19 protein-coding genes are annotated in these 17,404 nt (G+C 47.4%); 12 read left to right on the top strand and 7 right to left on the bottom strand.

Going from position 1 to position 17,404, the window contains the following annotated elements:
- Positions 1-81 precede the first annotated feature (81 nt).
- On the top strand, positions 82-1,653 hold the full coding sequence (locus tag KJY73_RS08980; protein WP_214342970.1) for a cation:proton antiporter domain-containing protein: 1,572 nt from the start codon (positions 82-84) through the stop codon (positions 1,651-1,653).
- Between the two features lie 24 nt (positions 1,654-1,677).
- Here the strand turns inward: KJY73_RS08980 and KJY73_RS08975 are convergent, their stop codons facing one another.
- Positions 1,678-2,127 carry a hypothetical protein gene (locus KJY73_RS08975; protein ID WP_214342968.1) on the bottom strand — a complete coding sequence of 150 codons (450 nt, stop codon included), beginning with the start codon at positions 2,125-2,127 and terminating at the stop codon, positions 1,678-1,680.
- Between the two features lie 248 nt (positions 2,128-2,375).
- On the opposite strand from KJY73_RS08975, the gene ccoN reads away from it, so the two are divergent.
- The 11 genes from ccoN to ttcA all read left to right on the top strand — a co-directional run bounded on the left by ccoN (position 2,376) and on the right by ttcA (position 12,341).
- Positions 2,376-3,803 carry a cytochrome-c oxidase, cbb3-type subunit I gene (ccoN, locus tag KJY73_RS08970; RefSeq protein WP_214342965.1) on the top strand — a complete coding sequence of 476 codons (1,428 nt, stop codon included), beginning with the start codon at positions 2,376-2,378 and terminating at the stop codon, positions 3,801-3,803.
- Positions 3,804-3,817: 14 nt separating this feature from the next.
- On the top strand, positions 3,818-4,423 hold the full coding sequence (gene ccoO, locus KJY73_RS08965; RefSeq protein WP_206594473.1) for a cytochrome-c oxidase, cbb3-type subunit II: 606 nt from the start codon (positions 3,818-3,820) through the stop codon (positions 4,421-4,423).
- A gap of 1 nt (position 4,424) precedes the next feature.
- On the top strand, positions 4,425-4,610 hold the full coding sequence (locus tag KJY73_RS08960; protein WP_188694520.1) for a cbb3-type cytochrome oxidase subunit 3: 186 nt from the start codon (positions 4,425-4,427) through the stop codon (positions 4,608-4,610).
- Positions 4,603-5,556, top strand: coding sequence for a cytochrome-c oxidase, cbb3-type subunit III (ccoP, locus tag KJY73_RS08955; RefSeq protein ID WP_214342963.1), 954 nt, complete (start codon positions 4,603-4,605; stop codon positions 5,554-5,556). Before KJY73_RS08960 ends, ccoP begins: the two co-directional genes overlap by 8 nt.
- Before the next feature lie 182 nt (positions 5,557-5,738).
- Positions 5,739-6,227, top strand: a complete 489-nt coding sequence (locus tag KJY73_RS08950) for a FixH family protein (protein ID WP_214342962.1) — start codon at positions 5,739-5,741, stop codon at positions 6,225-6,227.
- A gap of 17 nt (positions 6,228-6,244) precedes the next feature.
- Positions 6,245-8,614 carry a heavy metal translocating P-type ATPase gene (locus KJY73_RS08945; RefSeq protein ID WP_232848435.1) on the top strand — a complete coding sequence of 790 codons (2,370 nt, stop codon included), beginning with the start codon at positions 6,245-6,247 and terminating at the stop codon, positions 8,612-8,614.
- A complete protein-coding gene (gene ccoS / locus KJY73_RS08940) occupies positions 8,614-8,790 on the top strand; it encodes a cbb3-type cytochrome oxidase assembly protein CcoS (protein ID WP_206594476.1) in 177 nt (58 codons plus the stop codon). Before KJY73_RS08945 ends, ccoS begins: the two co-directional genes overlap by 1 nt.
- Positions 8,783-9,457, top strand: a complete 675-nt coding sequence (locus tag KJY73_RS08935) for a sulfite exporter TauE/SafE family protein (RefSeq protein ID WP_214343336.1) — start codon at positions 8,783-8,785, stop codon at positions 9,455-9,457. Before ccoS ends, KJY73_RS08935 begins: the two co-directional genes overlap by 8 nt.
- An 83-nt stretch (positions 9,458-9,540) precedes the next feature.
- On the top strand, positions 9,541-10,272 hold the full coding sequence (fnr, locus tag KJY73_RS08930; protein WP_214342960.1) for a fumarate/nitrate reduction transcriptional regulator Fnr: 732 nt from the start codon (positions 9,541-9,543) through the stop codon (positions 10,270-10,272).
- An 83-nt stretch (positions 10,273-10,355) separates the two neighbouring features.
- On the top strand, positions 10,356-11,288 hold the full coding sequence (gene uspE / locus KJY73_RS08925; RefSeq protein WP_206594479.1) for a universal stress protein UspE: 933 nt from the start codon (positions 10,356-10,358) through the stop codon (positions 11,286-11,288).
- 144 nt (positions 11,289-11,432) lie between these two features.
- Complete coding sequence (gene ttcA, locus KJY73_RS08920) at positions 11,433-12,341, top strand: tRNA 2-thiocytidine(32) synthetase TtcA (protein ID WP_214342958.1); 909 nt, start codon at positions 11,433-11,435, stop codon at positions 12,339-12,341.
- Between the two features lie 34 nt (positions 12,342-12,375).
- On the opposite strand, the gene KJY73_RS08915 is transcribed toward ttcA, so the two are convergent.
- From KJY73_RS08915 to KJY73_RS08890, 6 genes are all read right to left on the bottom strand, one after another.
- Positions 12,376-13,023 (bottom strand): DUF2987 domain-containing protein, encoded by a 648-nt coding sequence (locus tag KJY73_RS08915; protein WP_214342956.1) that lies wholly within the window; start codon positions 13,021-13,023, stop codon positions 12,376-12,378.
- Complete coding sequence (locus tag KJY73_RS08910) at positions 13,020-13,817, bottom strand: glucosaminidase domain-containing protein (RefSeq protein WP_232848433.1); 798 nt, start codon at positions 13,815-13,817, stop codon at positions 13,020-13,022. The genes KJY73_RS08915 and KJY73_RS08910 overlap by 4 nt, the downstream gene beginning before the upstream one ends.
- Positions 13,792-14,538, bottom strand: a complete 747-nt coding sequence (locus KJY73_RS08905; RefSeq protein ID WP_214342954.1) for a hypothetical protein — start codon at positions 14,536-14,538, stop codon at positions 13,792-13,794. The genes KJY73_RS08910 and KJY73_RS08905 overlap by 26 nt, the downstream gene beginning before the upstream one ends.
- A 129-nt stretch (positions 14,539-14,667) precedes the next feature.
- Complete coding sequence (locus tag KJY73_RS08900; protein WP_214342952.1) at positions 14,668-15,303, bottom strand: LysE family translocator; 636 nt, start codon at positions 15,301-15,303, stop codon at positions 14,668-14,670.
- Positions 15,304-15,315: 12 nt separating this feature from the next.
- Positions 15,316-16,023, bottom strand: a complete 708-nt coding sequence (gene cobB, locus KJY73_RS08895; protein WP_214342950.1) for a Sir2 family NAD+-dependent deacetylase — start codon at positions 16,021-16,023, stop codon at positions 15,316-15,318.
- Complete coding sequence (locus KJY73_RS08890) at positions 16,020-17,102, bottom strand: LacI family DNA-binding transcriptional regulator (RefSeq protein WP_269813731.1); 1,083 nt, start codon at positions 17,100-17,102, stop codon at positions 16,020-16,022. Before KJY73_RS08890 ends, cobB begins: the two co-directional genes overlap by 4 nt.
- Positions 17,103-17,404: the final 302 nt, after the last annotated feature.

Below are 17,404 nucleotides of genomic sequence, written 5' to 3'. Positions count from 1 at the left end.
AAATTGAGCACAAGTTTTTGATTCTGCGGCATTACCTCTATTATTCTATTGTCCCTCCTTTTGCTACGGATCTAATTGCTGATGGATTTTATTTGGGTGTTATTCGCCTTTGTGTGCGGACTGGGTGTGAAGATGCTGAATCTTCCACCCCTGATAGGTTTTCTGGCTGCTGGCTTCTTACTTAATTTTATCGGTATCAAGCCCACCGAAAGTCTCGAAGCTTTGGCGAACCTGGGCATTACCCTGATGTTATTTACCATCGGCTTAAAACTTAACGTTAAAGACTTACTTAAACGAGAAGTGTGGCTGGGCACCGGTGTGCATATGTTGGTGTGGTCAGGTTTTTTGGCCAGTTTCGCTATGCTACTGGCAAGCATTTCGCTGGCTTATTTTGCGGTATTAGACTGGCAGACAGCAGCATTACTAGGATTTGCGTTAAGTTTTTCCAGTACGGTATGTATTGTGAAGTTGCTCGAAGAAGCTGGCGAAATGAAAACCCGCCATGGCAAACTCGCTATTGGTGTACTGGTTATGCAGGATATCCTGGCCGTGCTATTTTTGGTGCTCGCCACCGGCAAAACACCCTCAATTTATGCCCTCGGCTTATTGGGTTTATTCCTCGTCAAGCCACTACTTAAACGCATAGTGCAATTATCCGGTCACGGTGAGTTGCTGCCCTTAACCGGTTTTTTCCTGGCCTTGGGGGGCTATGAACTATTTAACCTGGTTGGTATCAAGGGCGATTTAGGTGCGCTAGTGATGGGCATTTTGATGAGTAATCATGTTAAAGCCTCAGAAATGAATAAGGCACTGATGAGCTTTAAGGATTTGTTCCTGATTGGCTTCTTCCTGTCTATTGGCTTTACCGCCCTGCCCGATTTACAAATGGTTGGTCTGGCACTGCTTCTCTGCTTGTTGCTGCCAATCAAATTTATCATGTTCTTTTTCCTGTTTACCGGCCTGCGCCTGCGGGGGCGAACGGCGTATCTAGCAGGCCTGGCGCTCAGCAATTTCAGTGAATTTGGCCTCATTGTAGTGGCGCTTTGTGTGGATGCAGCCTGGATGAGTAAAGAATGGTTGGTGATCCTGGCGCTGGCCGTGTCCTTCTCCTTTATTCTGACCAGCGTTATTTATCGTTATTCACATGCTGGCTACAGCCGCTATCAACAACTGATTAAACGTTATGAAAAATCCCGACGCCTGGCGGAAGACATCTATCAGCAACCCCAGCATGCCAAAGTATTGGTTGTTGGTATGGGACGGGTTGGTAAGGGCGCATTTTTGGCGCTGCGTGATGTGCTGGGAAATCAGGTATGGGGTATGGATGCGGACCGTGATCGGATTGAACGGCAAAAAGGTCTGAATCTGCAGGTTATCTTAGGTGACGGTGAAGACGCGGATTTGTGGGACAACATGGACTTATCCAGTATTGAACTTATCTTACTGGCTCTTCCTTCCACGGAAGATATACGTCATATCCATGATCAACTGCGTAAGGCCGGTTATAAAGCGCAACTGGCAGCCATCGCCCGTTACGAGGACGAAAGATTAGAACTGTTGCACTATGGCATTGATCATGTATTTAACTTCTACACTGAGGCTGGTACAGGCTTTGCTGAAGAAAGCTTAATATTGCTGGGCAAGCAGGCGTGAGTTGCAATGCCAACTCACTGTTGTCTACAGCCTGGTAATAAATGCCCAGCTTTGAGTTACCTTTTTCTCGTTGGCGTCCTGGAGTTGTAACACCAGGCGCCACTGCATCTGAGGTTCGCTGCAACTTCCTAAAAAGCTGACTGCACGAACTGTTTGCCCCTCTGCCTGCTCAACAATGACAGGTATTTTACCCATATACATGTTGATACCTTCTATATAACCGCTTAGCAGACGGCTGCCTTCAGGCAACTGCAGTGTTATCGCTAGCGGTTCTTCAATGGGGACAGGACGAGGAAAAACGCTGATTTGGCCGACACGCCCGGCAATTTCAAAACGGCAGTCACTATGGTGCAACTCACATGTGCCATTTTGTGGTGTAACTGCCTCAGGCTGATTCAACCAATAAGCACCTAGTAATATACCGGACAAGGCCGCGCCACTAAGTATCAGGTTGAGATAATTCTGTTTTAACACCTTGACCTCGTCCAAACACGAAGGGCGGCAAGTTTGAATCATTGACCAGGATCAATCAAGCGGTGTTTAGGCTATCTTTTAAGGCCCAAAAACCTTATTATTCCCGCTCGAAGGCCCGCCAAATATAAGTTGTGGATCAAACCTTTATAGGAATCTTTGAGACAGAACTTTTACTGGCGGTTTCGGGTTTTTTACCTAATGTTTAACGGGTAATAAAACATACCAACAGCAGCGGAAGAACCAAGACGATGAGTGAAACCAGTCGAGCACATCCCGAATACAATTATAAAGTAGTGCGACAATTCGCCGTCATGACGGTGATTTGGGGAATTGTCGGCATGACCGTGGGCGTATTAATCGCCTCTCAACTAATCTGGCCAGAGATGAATTTTAATACTCCCTGGCTAACCTACTCGCGATTAAGACCACTGCATACCAATGCAGTAATCTTCGCATTTGGTGGCTGCGCATTGTTCGCCACTTCTTACTATGTCGTACAACGCACCTGCCAGGTGAAGTTGTTTAGTGACAAATTAGCCTCTTTCACCTTCTGGGGTTGGCAAGCCGTGATCGTTGCGGCCGCAATCAGCCTGCCGCTGGGTTTGACTTCTTCCAAGGAATACGCGGAATTGGAGTGGCCCATCGACATTCTGATTACCTTGGTGTGGGTGGCATATGCGATTAACTTCTTCGGCACCTTGGTGATTCGTAAGACCTCGCATATATACGTAGCAAACTGGTTCTTCGGTGCATTTATTCTGACCGTTGCAATCCTGCACATCGCCAACAGTATGGCTGTGCCGGTATCCTTCACCAAGTCATATAGCCTGTATGCTGGTGCGGTGGATGCTATGGTGCAATGGTGGTATGGACATAACGCAGTAGGTTTCTTCCTGACCGCGGGCTTCCTGGGGATGATGTATTACTTCGTACCTAAGCAGGCTGGCCGTCCGGTGTATTCATACCGTTTGTCTGTTGTGCACTTCTGGGCACTGATCTCCCTATATATCTGGGCTGGCCCGCACCACTTGCACTACACTGCCCTGCCTGACTGGGCGCAGTCTGTTGGTATGGTAATGTCAGTGATCCTGTTTGTTCCCAGCTGGGGCGGTATGATCAACGGTATCATGACCCTGTCCGGCGCGTGGCACAAACTGCGAACTGACCCCGTCTTGCGTTTCCTGATCGTTTCTCTGTCTTTCTATGGCATGTCAACCTTCGAAGGTCCGATGATGGCTATTAAGACGGTAAACGCCCTGTCTCACTACACTGACTGGACTGTAGGTCACGTACACTCAGGTGCTTTGGGTTGGGTTGCGATGGTATCCATTGGCTCTATCTATCACTTGATTCCGATTTTGTTCGGTCAACCTAAGATGTACTCAACCAAATTGGTTAACGTGCATTTCTGGCTGGCAACTATCGGCGTAGTGCTTTACATCGTAGCTATGTGGATCTCTGGTGTTATGCAAGGTCTGATGTGGCGTGCAGTGAACACAGACGGAACGCTAACCTATACCTTCATTGAGAGTATTGAAGCTTCCAAGCCATTCTACTTTGTTCGTTTCCTGGGTGGTGTATTCGTTGTCGCGGGTATGCTGATTATGGCCTACAACTGCTATCGCACCATTAAGGCGCCTAAAGGCAGTCTGCAAGCTGAAGCACAACCAGCATAAGGAAACGCAGTATTATGAAAAACGTACATGAGTTAGTAGAAAAAAATACCGGCCTGATGGTGGTTATGATTCTGATCGTAATCAGCTTCGGTGCCCTGGTTGAAATCAGCCCGTTGATGTTCCAGCGTCAGACCACAGAGCCAGTAGAAGGTCTTAAGCCTTACACTGCACTGCAGTTGGAAGGACGTGACATCTACATCCGTGAAGGTTGTGTTGGTTGTCATAGCCAGATGATTCGTCCATTCCGTTCAGAAACCGAGCGCTATGGTCACTACTCTGTTGCGGGTGAAACCGTGTGGGAACACCCCTTCCTGTGGGGCTCAAAGCGTACCGGTCCTGACTTGGCGCGCGTTGGCGGACGATACAGTGACGAATGGCACCGTGTTCACCTGATGGACCCACGTGCTGTGGTACCAGAGTCCAACATGCCCGCTTTCCCGTGGCTGGCGGAAAACACTCTGGACGGTGAGCTCACCGCTAAGAAAATGGAAGTCTTCCGCGATTTTGGCGTGCCTTACACAGATGAAGATATTGCTGGTGCTCAGGCTGCCGTAAAAGGCAAGACCGAAATGGAAGCCTTGATTGCTTACCTGCAATCGTTAGGCACGGCACTGAAATAACATGGACCAGATAACCGTCAATATCATCTGGACTTTGGCCATATTAGTTATATTTATTGCCATTGTGCTGTGGGCCTACAGTAAACGTGCCCAAAAAGGCTTCGAAGAGGCGGCAAACCTGGTGTTTGACGACGACAAGCCATCAGCCGAGGCAAACAAAAAGCGGGAGTCATCTAACAATGAGTAGCTTTTGGAGTATCTGGATCTCCGTCATTACTTTGGGGTCCATTCTGGGGTGTTTCCTTTTACTGCGCTGGTGCCTTAAAAATAAGACCGGTGTAAAAGAAGGTGACGAAATGCACCACGAGTTTGACGGTATTGTTGAAATCAACAACCCGTTACCTCGCTGGTGGACCATTATGTTCTATGCCACCATCATCTGGGGCTTTGTCTACCTGGCACTGTACCCTGGTTTAGGTAACTTTAAAGGCCTGTTGGGCTGGGAAAGTTCGAACCAGGATATTCGTAGCCTGGCTGAGTCAAAAGCAGCCCATGAGGAAGATTTGGCTAATGGCAGCCTGAACGAGTACAGCCGAGCTGTCGCGGCGGCAGAAGAGCGCTTCGGCCCCATCTTTGCAGCTTACGCTCAGCGTAGCGTTGAAGATTTGGCTACCGATCAGGAAGCCCTGAAAGTTGGCCAGCGTTTGTTCCTGCAAAACTGTTCACAGTGCCATGGTTCAGATGCCCGCGGCCAGCGTGGCTTCCCGAATCTGACCGATAATGACTGGTTGTATGGCGGCAGCCCTGCGCAGATCAAAGAAACCATTGTGCAAGGTCGCCATGCTGCGATGCCTGCCTGGGGTGATTCTTTGGGTGAGCAAGGTGTGAAGGAAGTCGTAGCATATGCCCTTTCTTTAAGTGGTCGTAAGGTTGACCCTGTGCTAGCAGATGCCGGTCAGGCTAAGTACGCTATGTGTGCTGCCTGTCACGGTCAGGATGGTAAAGGCAATTACGCTTTTGGTGCGCCTAACCTGACTGACGACATTTGGTTGTATGGTGGTACCGAAATGGCTGTTACTGAGACAGTAATGCATGGCCGTAACGGTGTGATGCCTGCCTGGAAAGACATTCTGGGCGAGAACAAGATCCACCTGGTCACTGCTTATGTCTACAGCTTGTCCCATGACAAGTAAGCTCCGCCTTATTATCTAAGCTAAGCCCCGCTATTGCGGGGCTTTTTTGTATTTTAAAGGCAGATCTTTTTAATCCTGGCAGGTAAAATGCCGCTTTTATTGACCTGGCGCATGAAGGTTCAATGAACCCTAAGTAGAATGCCCGCGTGAATTTGTAACTAATCCAACCAACTAGAGACGTTATGAGTCAAACCCCTCCCCCTTGGTATAAACAGTTTTGGCCATGGTTTTTAATTGCCATCCCCGTTACTTCAATAATCCTTAGCACAAAGATGCTGATGTTGGCGCTTGGCGGCAACGACAGCATGGTAATAGATGACTATTACAAGGAAGGTAAAGGTATCAATATGAATCTGGATAAAATCCAGCATGCCAGAGATCTGGGTATTGATATTCGCTTGCAGTTCAGTGATAAGAGCGTTCAGTTGGAATTTGCTGCGGGTAAACCAGAATCTGGCGCGGCTCTAACCATGTACTTCCAGCATCCGACGCTGGCTGATAAGGACTTTCAGTTACTGCTAACTCAGAATGCCTCTGGGGTGTTCAGCGGCGCGCTGACAGAGCCTATGCAGGGTAAGTGGAAAGTCACATTAGAGCCATTTGATAAGAGCTGGCGCGTATACCAGGATATTGGTTTACCACAATCTTCTCCCATTGTTTTTCGTCCTTAATTAAATAGGTAACGTCATTGATCTGTTTTCATTGTCACCAAGAGGTAACGGAACAAGGGCGTTACCAAGCGTTAGTCTTAGGCGAACAACAAGCAATGTGTTGCCCTGGTTGCCAGGCTGTTGCAGAGGCAATCGTTGCCAATGGTCTGGAAGATTATTATAAGTTTCGCACCGAGCCTGCTGAGCGGGCAGATGGGATGCAGTCTGACATCCTTGAGAAGCTGAAACTTTTCGACCAACCAGAATTGCAGGAAGAATTTGTTCTGGTCAAAGGCAAGGACAGTCAGGTTCAGCTAAGCCTTGATGGCATCAGTTGCGCGGCTTGTGCCTGGCTTATTGAGAAGAAGCTGGCCAAACTGCCTGGCATTAAACAAATTGCGGTTAATGTGAGTGCCAGACGTGCACTGGTAAGCTGGTACCCAGATCAACTTGCTTTGAGTGGTATCCTGGCCGCCATTGAAAACATTGGTTATCACGCACAGCCCTTCCACCCCAAACAGCAGGAAGAGCAATTTAAAAAGACCGAACAATCCTACTTAAAACGTATTGGTCTGTCTGGTTTGATGACCATGCAAGTGATGATGATCGCCATCGCCTTATACTTTGGTTTGTTTGGCAATCTGGATGATGACATTCGCCAGTTTATGCATTGGGTGAGCCTGACCCTATCGGTACCGGTAGTATTGTATTCCGGCGCTATCTTTTACCAAGGGGCATGGCGTGCACTGCGCTCTGGTTCGGTAAATATGGATGTACCCATATCTGTGGCTATTTGGGCCCTGTTTATTGCCAGCGCCAAGGCCACTATCATCGCCGAGGGCGAAGTTTTCTTCGAATCGGTCTGTATGTTTATTTTTCTGCTGCTTATCAGCCGATTCCTCGAGCATAAGTCCAGACACAAAGCCGCCCAGATTTCGGCGAACATGAGTAAGTACATTCCCGTCACCGCCACCCTGCTTGAAAATGGGCAAGCCACGGACATACTGGCAAAACTGCTTAGGGTAGACCAACTAGTATTAGTCAAAGCCGGCGAAACCATTCCCGTGGATGGCGTGGTGATTGAGGGCAGCAGCCACGTCGATGAATCCATGTTGACCGGCGAGTTTGAACCGGTAAACAAAAAAGCCGGTGACGAAGTATTTGGCGGCGCGCTAAATCAAAGCGGTAGTTTAACCATTAAAGTGTTAAGGCCACTTAAAGAAGCCATGGTCAGCCAAATCCTGCGTTTACAAGACGAAGCCTTGCTCAATAAGCCAGCCATAGCCCAATTGGCAGACAGAATTTCCAGCTATTTTGTAGTGGCTGTGTTGGTTGTATCTGCCCTGACCTTTTGGTACTGGCACGCTCAGGGTAATGTGGACGCCTTCTGGATCACAGCCTCAGTGCTGGTAGCCACCTGCCCCTGTGCATTAGGTTTGGCCACACCTTCTGCTTTAACCTGCGCGATGGCAAGACTTAACCGGCAAGGTATCTTGCTCAAGCGGGCCGATTTGCTTGAGTCTCTCACTGGGATCAATATGCTGGCTTTTGATAAAACGGGCACACTGACCGAAGGAAAATTCAGCATTCAGCAAGTGGTGAATCTGTCGACCTTGCCTGAACATCAAGTTCTTGAGATTGCCGCGGCACTAGAAAAGCATTCAGAGCATCCGTTAGCTAAAGCTTTCAATGCTTATCAGGTAGAGCCTGCCACTCAGGTCGAGATTATCGCCGGATTAGGGCTCTGCGGAGACGTCAACGGCGTACATTATCAGTTAGGCAGTTCGCACCTGATTAAACATGAGATTCCTACAGCCTTACAGGAATGCAATGTGTTATTGGCTGACAAGCAGCAAGTATTAGCGGGATTCGTGCTAACTGACCAAGTACGAAGTGATGCCCTGAACATGCTTAGTGACCTGAAAGGATATGAGCGCTGTATTATTAGTGGTGACAGTCAGCACAATGTTGAAAAGATTGCCGCACAGCTGCAGATAACCAAGATGTACAGTCAGTGTCGACCGGAACAGAAACTAAAAACGGTGAAAACCCTGCAAGAACAGGGGCACCAAGTGTTAATGGTCGGAGATGGCATCAATGACACACCGGTCTTGGCAGCCGCCCAGGTATCAGTTGCCGTTGGTGGAGCGACAGACTTAGCAAAAAATGCCGCCGATATTATATTGATCAACCCGACCCTGACGTTGCTGCCAGAATTGTTCAAAATGGCTCAGCGCACCAAGCAGAAGATTATGCAAAACATGGGGTGGGCCTTAGGATACAATGTATTGGTGCTGCCTCTTGCGGTATCTGGCTATCTGACCCCCTGGTTGGGCGTGATAGGCATGTCGCTTAGCTCAATTATCGTAGTGGCCAATTCGGTGCGACTACTCAAAGCGGAGTCATAATGGGCATTCTGTATATCCTAATTCCTCTGGCCATTGTGATTGTGACTGTGGCTATCCTGATTTTCTTTTGGGCAGTAAAAGCCGGTCAGTTTGAAGATCTGGAACGTCAGGGACACAATATTTTGTTCGACGACGACAAAGAACAGAAAAATAAGGCAAATCAGTCGCGTGACTGAACTAAATCTACTGTCAGCCTTATTGTTGGGATTGGCTGGTAGCGTTCATTGTGTCGCCATGTGCGGTGGAATTGTTGGGGCGTTAAGCTTTTCCATTCCGCCTAAAAAACGCCCGCTTCCCTACGAACTTGGCTATCACTTCGGCCGTTTATTTAGTTATACCTGCGCAGGGGCCATCACTGGTGGACTCGGGATGCTTTTTTCCCATCAAGTCGCAGGGGGCATTCATTTACTGACAACTCTCAGTGCGCTTTTTTTGTTGGCCATGGCTTTGTATATTGGGAATTGGTGGCGTGGTTTGTCATGGTTGGAAAAACAAGGTGCCCGATTATGGAAACCATTGGCGCCTTTATCTAAGCGCTTTATTCCATTTAAACACCCTGTCGCTGCTATCCCCTACGGTATGATTTGGGGCTGGCTACCCTGTGGCTTGGTATACTCTACTCTCACCTGGAGCATGGCCAGTGGCTCCTCTTTAACCGGCGCCCTGACCATGTTCACCTTTGGGCTTGGAACATTACCTGCTCTTTTAACACTTGGGCGCTTCAGTCAACACATAAGACCACTTTTGAATCATCCGCGTAGCCGGCTGGTAATTTCCATTGTTCTCGCGGCATTTGCGGCTTGGTTGCTCCTATCGCCATTGATTATCAAAGCTATAGGCTAACCCGCCGTAAATTCGAATTCGCTTTAACCAAGTGCAAAAAATGCTAAGCTAGCAGCCTGTTTGCATGTTAAGCCGTGTCTACTATGAATCAACACCGCGAATGTACTATTAGTTGTCAAAATTGCAGTATTAGTCAGCTCTGTCTGCCCTTTACCCTGAACGACAACGAACTGGATAAATTGGACAACATTATTCAGCGTAAACGCCCCTTTCAGAAGAACGAGCGTTTGTTTCAATCAGGGGACAAGCTGAATAGCTTGTATGCTGTGCGTTCCGGATCATTTAAAAGCTTTGTTTTGGCGCCTGACGGTGAAGAACAAATAACAGCCTTTCACCTGCCTGGTGACATTATCGGTTTTGATGCAATTCATCACCAAGTGCACAAGAGTTTTGCCCAAGCGTTAGAAACTTCTATGGTCTGTGAAATCCCCTTCCAAACTATGGAAGTATTGTCAGGGGATCTGCCGCGCTTGCGTCAGCAAGTGATGCGTCTGATGAGCCACGAAATTCAGGCGGATCAGGATATGTTTATGTTGCTGAATAAGCGCACTGCTAATCAGCGGTTGGCACATTTCCTCGCGCATTTGGGGGAGCGATACCATGATCGTGGTTTCTCCGGTAGTCAGTTTAGACTGAGCATGACCCGCGCTGAAATTGGCAATTATCTGGGGCTAACCGTAGAAACCATCAGCCGCCTGCTAACCAAGTTCCAGAAACAAGGCTTAATTCAGGTGGATGGAAAATTCATTACCTTGGTTGACCCTAAGCAGTTAAGAGAACACCAGGAAAATGCACAGTTGTCGGTTAACAGTTAGATAGACTGGCTTTGATCTGGCACAAAGGGTAATAAGGTTAGCTAAACTAGACTTAAGCTAGTCGGAGTAAATGCGAAGAGGCAATGATGAACTACAAAAAATTGTTGGTAGTGATTGACCCAACCACCGAGCAGCAAAAAGCCCTAAAGCGAGCTCTGCTAATTGCGGAGAAAACTGGGGCCAGCATTACGGCCTTTTTGTCTATTTACGATTTCTCGTACGAAATGACCACAATGTTATCGGTTGACGAGCGTGAAACCATGCGCCAGGCCGTGGTGGACGACAGAACCGAATGGCTGACCGAATTACTCAGTAAACAAGTCAATAATGCCGCTCTGGCGTTAGATGCCAAGGTGGTGTGGCACAACAGACCTTTCGAAAGCATTATTTATGAGACCATTGAGCATGGCTATGACCTGATAGTTAAAGGCACTCATGAGCATGGTGGTCTTAAATCGGTCATATTCACCCCAACCGACTGGCATTTGATGCGCAAAGCACCCGTACCTGTGCTTTTGGTGAAAGAACATGCCTGGCCTGAGCAAGGTCAGATTATTGCGGCGGTTAATGTGGGTACAGCAGATGAAGAGCATAGTTCGCTGAACCAGAAAGTGACCCATACCGCATTGGCTTTTGCCCGCACACTCAATGGCCAGGTCAACCTGGTTAATTCCTACCCCGGTACGCCAGTGAATATTGCCATCGAAATACCAGAGTTTGATCCGGGCAGTTTTAATGAATCGGTGCGCAATCATCACACCGAGGCGATGAAGACCTTCGCCAGCAATCATGGTATTGCGCCCCAGCACTGCTTCGTAAAAGAAGGCTTGCCTGAGGATGTGATACCCACAGTTGCTGCTGACGTAGATGCAGAATTAGTGGTTATTGGCACTGTTGGTCGTCATGGTATATCTGCAGCGTTGATAGGCAATACCGCTGAGCATGTTATCGATATGCTCGATTGTGATGTATTGGCGGTTAAACCTGACGGTTTTATCAGTCCGTTACAAAAATGAAGATAGTAAGGGCCGCCAGTTTGGCGGCTTTTTTTACCCTGATTATTCAGACCCACCGCTAAGCTATTCCCTCCTCCAGACACAGAAAATATGTAACTTGTGGTCAAGCTAGGTATAATCCCGCCCTCATTGCAGAGGTGGCCTATGACCCGATTAGACGAACTGAGCGCAAAGCAAAAATACAGCTTCAACAAACTCCAAAAACGCTTGCGGCGCTGTGCCGGAAAAGCCATTGACGATTTCAATATGATTGAAGATGGCGACAAAGTGATGGTGTGCCTGTCTGGCGGTAAAGATAGCTATGCAATGTTGGATATTTTGCGTTACTTACAAAAAGTGGCGCCCATTCATTTTGATCTGGTAGCAGTAAACCTGGATCAGAAGCAGCCAGGCTTTCCTGCGCATGTATTGCCTGAGTATCTGGACAGCCAAGGCGTTGACTACAAGATAGTCAATGAAGATACCTACAGCATAGTGAAAGAGAAGATCCCAGAAGGTAAAACTACCTGCTCACTGTGTTCTAGGTTACGTCGCGGTATTCTTTATCGTACGGCGACCGAGTTGGGGGCAACTAAAATTGCGCTCGGCCATCATCGCGATGACATGCTGGAAACCCTGTTTCTGAATATGTTTTATGGTGGCAAATTGAAATCTATGCCGCCGAAGTTGGTAAGTGACGACGGCAAACAAATGGTGATCAGGCCATTGGCTTACTGTGCAGAAAAGGATCTAACACGCTATGCCGATATGATGGTCTTCCCCATCATTCCCTGTAATTTATGTGGTTCGCAGGAAAATCTGCAGCGCAAGGTCATTAAGCAAATGCTGCAGCAGTGGGACAAACAACATCCGGGCCGCATTGAAAACATGGCTCGCGCGCTGCAAAGTGTTACGCCTTCGCATCTAGCCGATCCTAACCTGTTTGATTTTGTCGGTCTTAAAACTCAGGATAAGCCTTATGAAGGCGGGGATATTGGCTTTGACGAGCCTGAAATAGAACTTCAGCGCAATAGGGATGAAGAGCAGTTAGTACAGATTGTACAGTTGAACTGATTTGGTTGGGGAGGATCCCCTCCCCGACGCTTGTCTACTTAGTAATTGCTGTGATGCGATAAGGTTTGGTTGGAAACTCAATTCGCTGAGATTTATTCAGCCACTGCTCATCCAGGCTTAGCTCCCCATTTTCTATACGAAGAGACGGCTCAAGCATACCGCCGACACGCACCGAACCTTCAGTCTGTGGAGGAAAATGCAACACAATTCCTTTGACTGAGGGCATCATAAAAGACAAGAAGCTGCCCATACTGTCAAAAAACTCTGTGTATTGTTCGTTGACCGCCTTTAATTCAGACAGATCATAGCTGGATTTCAAATACGCAGGCTTAGTTTCAAGCTGAACCGACATATCACACTGATTGACCGGCTCGCGGAGTTCAAAACGGGCCACTGCCTTAGCCAGACTCAAGGCTTTCTCGGATGGCACGGTAAAGCGCTGTTCTGGCGTTATTTCAATAGCAATATCTTGTTTTTGGGTATGCAGATAAGCCGACTCAAGATGACACATCTGTTTGGTTTGATGGTGCATAAACCCAAAGGCAAACTGCAAGGCGGACAACTCGTCCTTGTCCAGCTTACGGGTATGGCTATATAGGGTGGAATAATCCAGTTCCAAAGGCTCAGCTAACGCAGGCAATGTAGCGGATATGGCCAGCAGGCCAGCAATCATTACTCTCATGAAGTTAAATATTTCCTGTTTGTGCGAATCATATGCAGTAATTCATCGATGTAATCTTGACCACGCTCTGAGTAACTCATCAACCCCTCAACCAGATATTCAGCGGTGACAGATTGCTGATTACGGCGCAAACTGGCGCGGATCCCGCGCAGCTCGCTGTAAGCATAATGGCTATTAATGTTAGCCAGATAAGCCTTAACGGCGTGCGACAAATCCTTGAATTTTGCTACTTCGTGACCGGCATCGTCATCCCGTTGTTTCGGCACAAAACCACAACCTTTACGAAAGCACCACATGCCAAAAAAATTAAACCCCTGCCTGGCAAAACGCGACGTCCCCCAGGCGGATTCATTGGCGGCCTGAACTAAGACTAGCTCGACAGGAACAATATCTACGCGACGCAACAAACGATTAATGCCATCAACATCATGGGGCAAAGCGTCCAACTTATAACTTTGGCTGAGTTTTGTTAGCTTGTTCTTTTGATAGCGGCTCAGAGGCTGCCCATCGATCATTTTCTGACGTATTGCCTGCAATAAGTTGCGATCATTGAGAATGATTTGATTGTGATATTCCACCGCCGGGCGAAGATAGTCGAAAAATGCCTGTTTTTTTTCATCCACATTAGTGTAGAGATCAAAATCAGGTACAGGCTGATGCAATTGTTCGGGGGCAGGAATAAGGGCTTCAGGCTCGCGCTGTAAAAAAGGGTAAAGCAACGCAAAGCTCACAAGGGCAAAAAACACGCCTTGTATTAGCTTACCTTTATCAGGCATGAAAGATCGATTCGCCATTTTGAGATGCTCCATCTTGTCCCGTCAAGCGGACAGCAACGCCGAATATATCCCTGTATAGCACGCCTTTCATGTTGTAGTAAAAAGGTCCAACCCAAATAAATGCAATGCCGAAGGTGGCAATAACTAATACAAACAGCAATGCAAAAAGCAAATAAAGCAAGACAAACTGTTGCCACTTAAAGCTGACAACGCGAATCGACACAAAAATTGCGCGCATCGGCGTCAGGCCTTTCTCTACAACTAACGGCAAGGTAAAACTGCAAGCAATCATTAAGAATAAGCCGGGCACAATAAATAACAGTAAGCCCAACTCTACTAACAAGCTAACCAGCAATGCACTTAGTGAGAGGATCAAGGCCTTGGGCAAGAAATGAAACAAATGCGAGGGACGGGATTGCCCTCCTACCGCATGATTGATGCCCATCATCATCAGTCCGGTGATCAGAGGAGCCGTTAACAAGGTCAGCAGAATTTCTGTCATCAACTGAACATTTGGCGCCATTAAATCCAGACCTTTAAATTGCGCTAAGTTAGCCAGTATCAACACTGCCAGTAAGGCCAAAGAAAACACCAGCAACATGGCCTGTACCATGACCCACTTGGTTTTCTGTGTTAGCGCCCAAGCTTCATTTATCAAGCCTTTAAGATCCAGGGCAAAATCGCCAGCCATGGCCTTTTGCAGGCTACCCCCAAGTATCAGTGTTTTCTTGTCTTCCAAGCGTCTTAACCTTTAATTCAGAAAAACCTGGCTATGATACCAGTTGTTCGCATGTTGGGGCGAAGGGCTTCGAAGAATCATCGCCTGTTTGTACGAATTTTCATCACTCAAAAGCGCAACAAGCATTGTTTAGCCAGCCACCACCAAACGCACAGCCAGCAAAATCAACAAGATGCCCATTATGCGATCAAACCAGTAGCCTTTACTTTGCAAAAAGGTTCTGACCGCACCGGAGCCCAAGAGGAAGGACAACGCCACAAACCACAGACCAGTGGCTATCGCCAGATACAGGCCATAAACCAGCTTAACTTGCAGAGGTGTCGTCACAGAGATAACCACAGCGAAAAGAGATAAGAAAAACAGGGTGGCTTTGGGATTCAATCCATTGGTAATAAAGCCAATAACAAAAGCCTTTTTATCTGACAAGTGACCTGACTTTGCCTGTGCTTCAGCAGCTTTCCCGCTGTGGCTTGTCATTGCCCTTATACCTATATAGGCAAGATAGGCAGCAGCCGCATAACTAAGCGCAGTGAATAACCAGGGAGTGGTTTGGATTAGTAGACCAATACCAAGTAAGGAATAAGCAACGTGCAAGAGAATGGCGAGGCCTATGCCGACACTGGTGAATATAGCGGTACGTCTGCCGTAGCTAACACTATGTTTTAAAACTATCGCGAAATCTGGCCCTGGACTGGCTACTGCGAGTAAATGCACAGTGGCGATGGTGATGAACTCCAACCAATAAGGTTGTAACTGCTCTAACATGGTATATCGCTCTTACATTTGGCCGGCCAATAATGCTGACACATAGTCTGGTACTAACTGCGTTGCTCTTCCCTGACGCTTCTCAGCGAACCGACTGGGACTGGATTCTAAATTCAGTTCAACGGTGTGCGCCCCGGCGTGAATTGCTTCTTCTACAAAGCCTGCTGCGGGGTAAACATTACCTGAGGTACCAATGGAAATAAAAAGATCAGCGTTCCAAATAGCATCCATTATTTGTTCCATAAACAACGGCATCTCACCAAACCATACTATATGTGGGCGCAAGGGTTGGGCCGGTCGGCAGCAGCTACAGCGATCATCACCATTAAAGGTGCGATGCATGTCAACTATTTGCTGACTATGAGTACACCTGGCTTTCAACAGTTCGCCATGCATGGCTAGTAGATTTTGACTGCCAGCCTGCTGATGAAGATTATCAACATTCTGAGTAATTAGTAAAAACTGGCCCTTACAGCTTTTTTCCAGGTTAACTAAAGCATGGTGAGCCGCGTTGGGTAACACATCACCCGTTAACAACTGTTGACGTCTGGCATTATAAAACGCGTAGACTAACTCAGGATTTGCCGCGAATGCTTCTGGGGTGGCGACGTCTTCTACCCGATGGTTTTCCCATAAGCCATCATTATCGCGAAATGTCTTTAAACCGGACTCAGCGGAAATCCCAGCGCCGGTAAGGACGACAATATTTTTGTACTTCATACTGCGTGACGTTGTGTTGACTCTCTGACCACCAATTCCGGTTCAAAGTGCTGGTGTACTGTCTCTACTTTGCCTTTTCCAGCACGCTGCAACATGATTTGTGATATCAGTAGGCTGGCCGCCTTCTTGGCTATCAGGTTGGTAGGTTGGGCGGCAGTGGTTAACTTTGGCCAGGTCTGACGTGAGAACGGGCTGTCTTCGAATCCGGCAATAGATAACTGTTCAGGAACCGACACATTAGATAAGCGGGAAGCAAATAGCGCACCGGCTGCAATTTCATCGTTACAGGCGAAAATGGCGGTTGGCGGTTTATCCAGCGCTAATAAATGTTTCGCGCCTTTAACCCCTGATTCAAAGGAGTACTGTCCGTCATATATGTAATCAGGCACAATCTGAATTCCCGCGTCTTCGAGGGCGGCTCGATAACCGTTAAGGCGCTCGTCGGTGGAACGGTGTCCTTTGTCACCGCTGATAAATGCAATATCACGGTGGCCCAGCTCAAGCAAATGTTTGGTAATTTGATACGCCGCCTCATGGTCATGAACAAAAATACAAGGGGTGGCCTCGGGTTTATGTCCTGAGCCAGAGATAATGCGCACAAATTGAATGTCCATTTCAGCCAGTGTGCTCATGACCTCTGGCATTTCCGACAAGGGCGGTGAAATGACCAAGCCAGCTAACTGTGATTTGGTCACCATGTTTTTTAGTTCTTCGCATATTGTCGGTGAACTAGCATTACAAGGGTGAATGATCAGCTCGTAGCCCTTGTCACGACACTCGGCCAGAATACCATTCTGCATATCAATGACGTAATAGGCATTCGGGTTATCGTATACATAGCCCATAGTGTAAGAGCGAGTACCGGCCAAATTCCTGGCGGCTAGATTCGGCTCATATTTCAACTCGCGAATGGCAGCCGAAACCTTTTCCACCGTATCTGCGCGAACAGACGCTTCCTTGTTAATAACTCTGGAAACCGTTTTTATTGATACGCCGGCCAATTGGGCGACATCTTTAATTGTTGATTTCATTTGGTTTCTCTCGGCTCGATTGGCCGTTAGTAAACATGATGTATGCAATAAATGCCAGTGCTTTGCTGCCCTTATATAGGGATCTCTCGCACCGTTGCCCCAAATTACTAAATAGTTAACTTAAGATAACTACCTTATTACTTTTTTTTCTAATGAATTTCACAATATAAATGATTTATCACGTCGCCTGCCTGCCCGTCACTTTGTATTTACATTGAGAAGCCCCCACTTGTAACCACATTGTAAAAAACTGGTTGCTATGCTCAAAATTCTCATGTAGCTTTAGTTGATGACAACGCTGTCATCCGGTTGTAACAGCGATTGTCATTTTAAATAAAAACAAATGACAA

It is taken from the genome of Bowmanella yangjiangensis (assembly GCF_018531185.1).
In the GTDB taxonomy this organism is placed as follows: Bacteria; Pseudomonadota; Gammaproteobacteria; order Enterobacterales; family Alteromonadaceae; genus Bowmanella; species Bowmanella yangjiangensis.
This window is presented reverse-complemented; position numbering and strand designations above follow the sequence as displayed.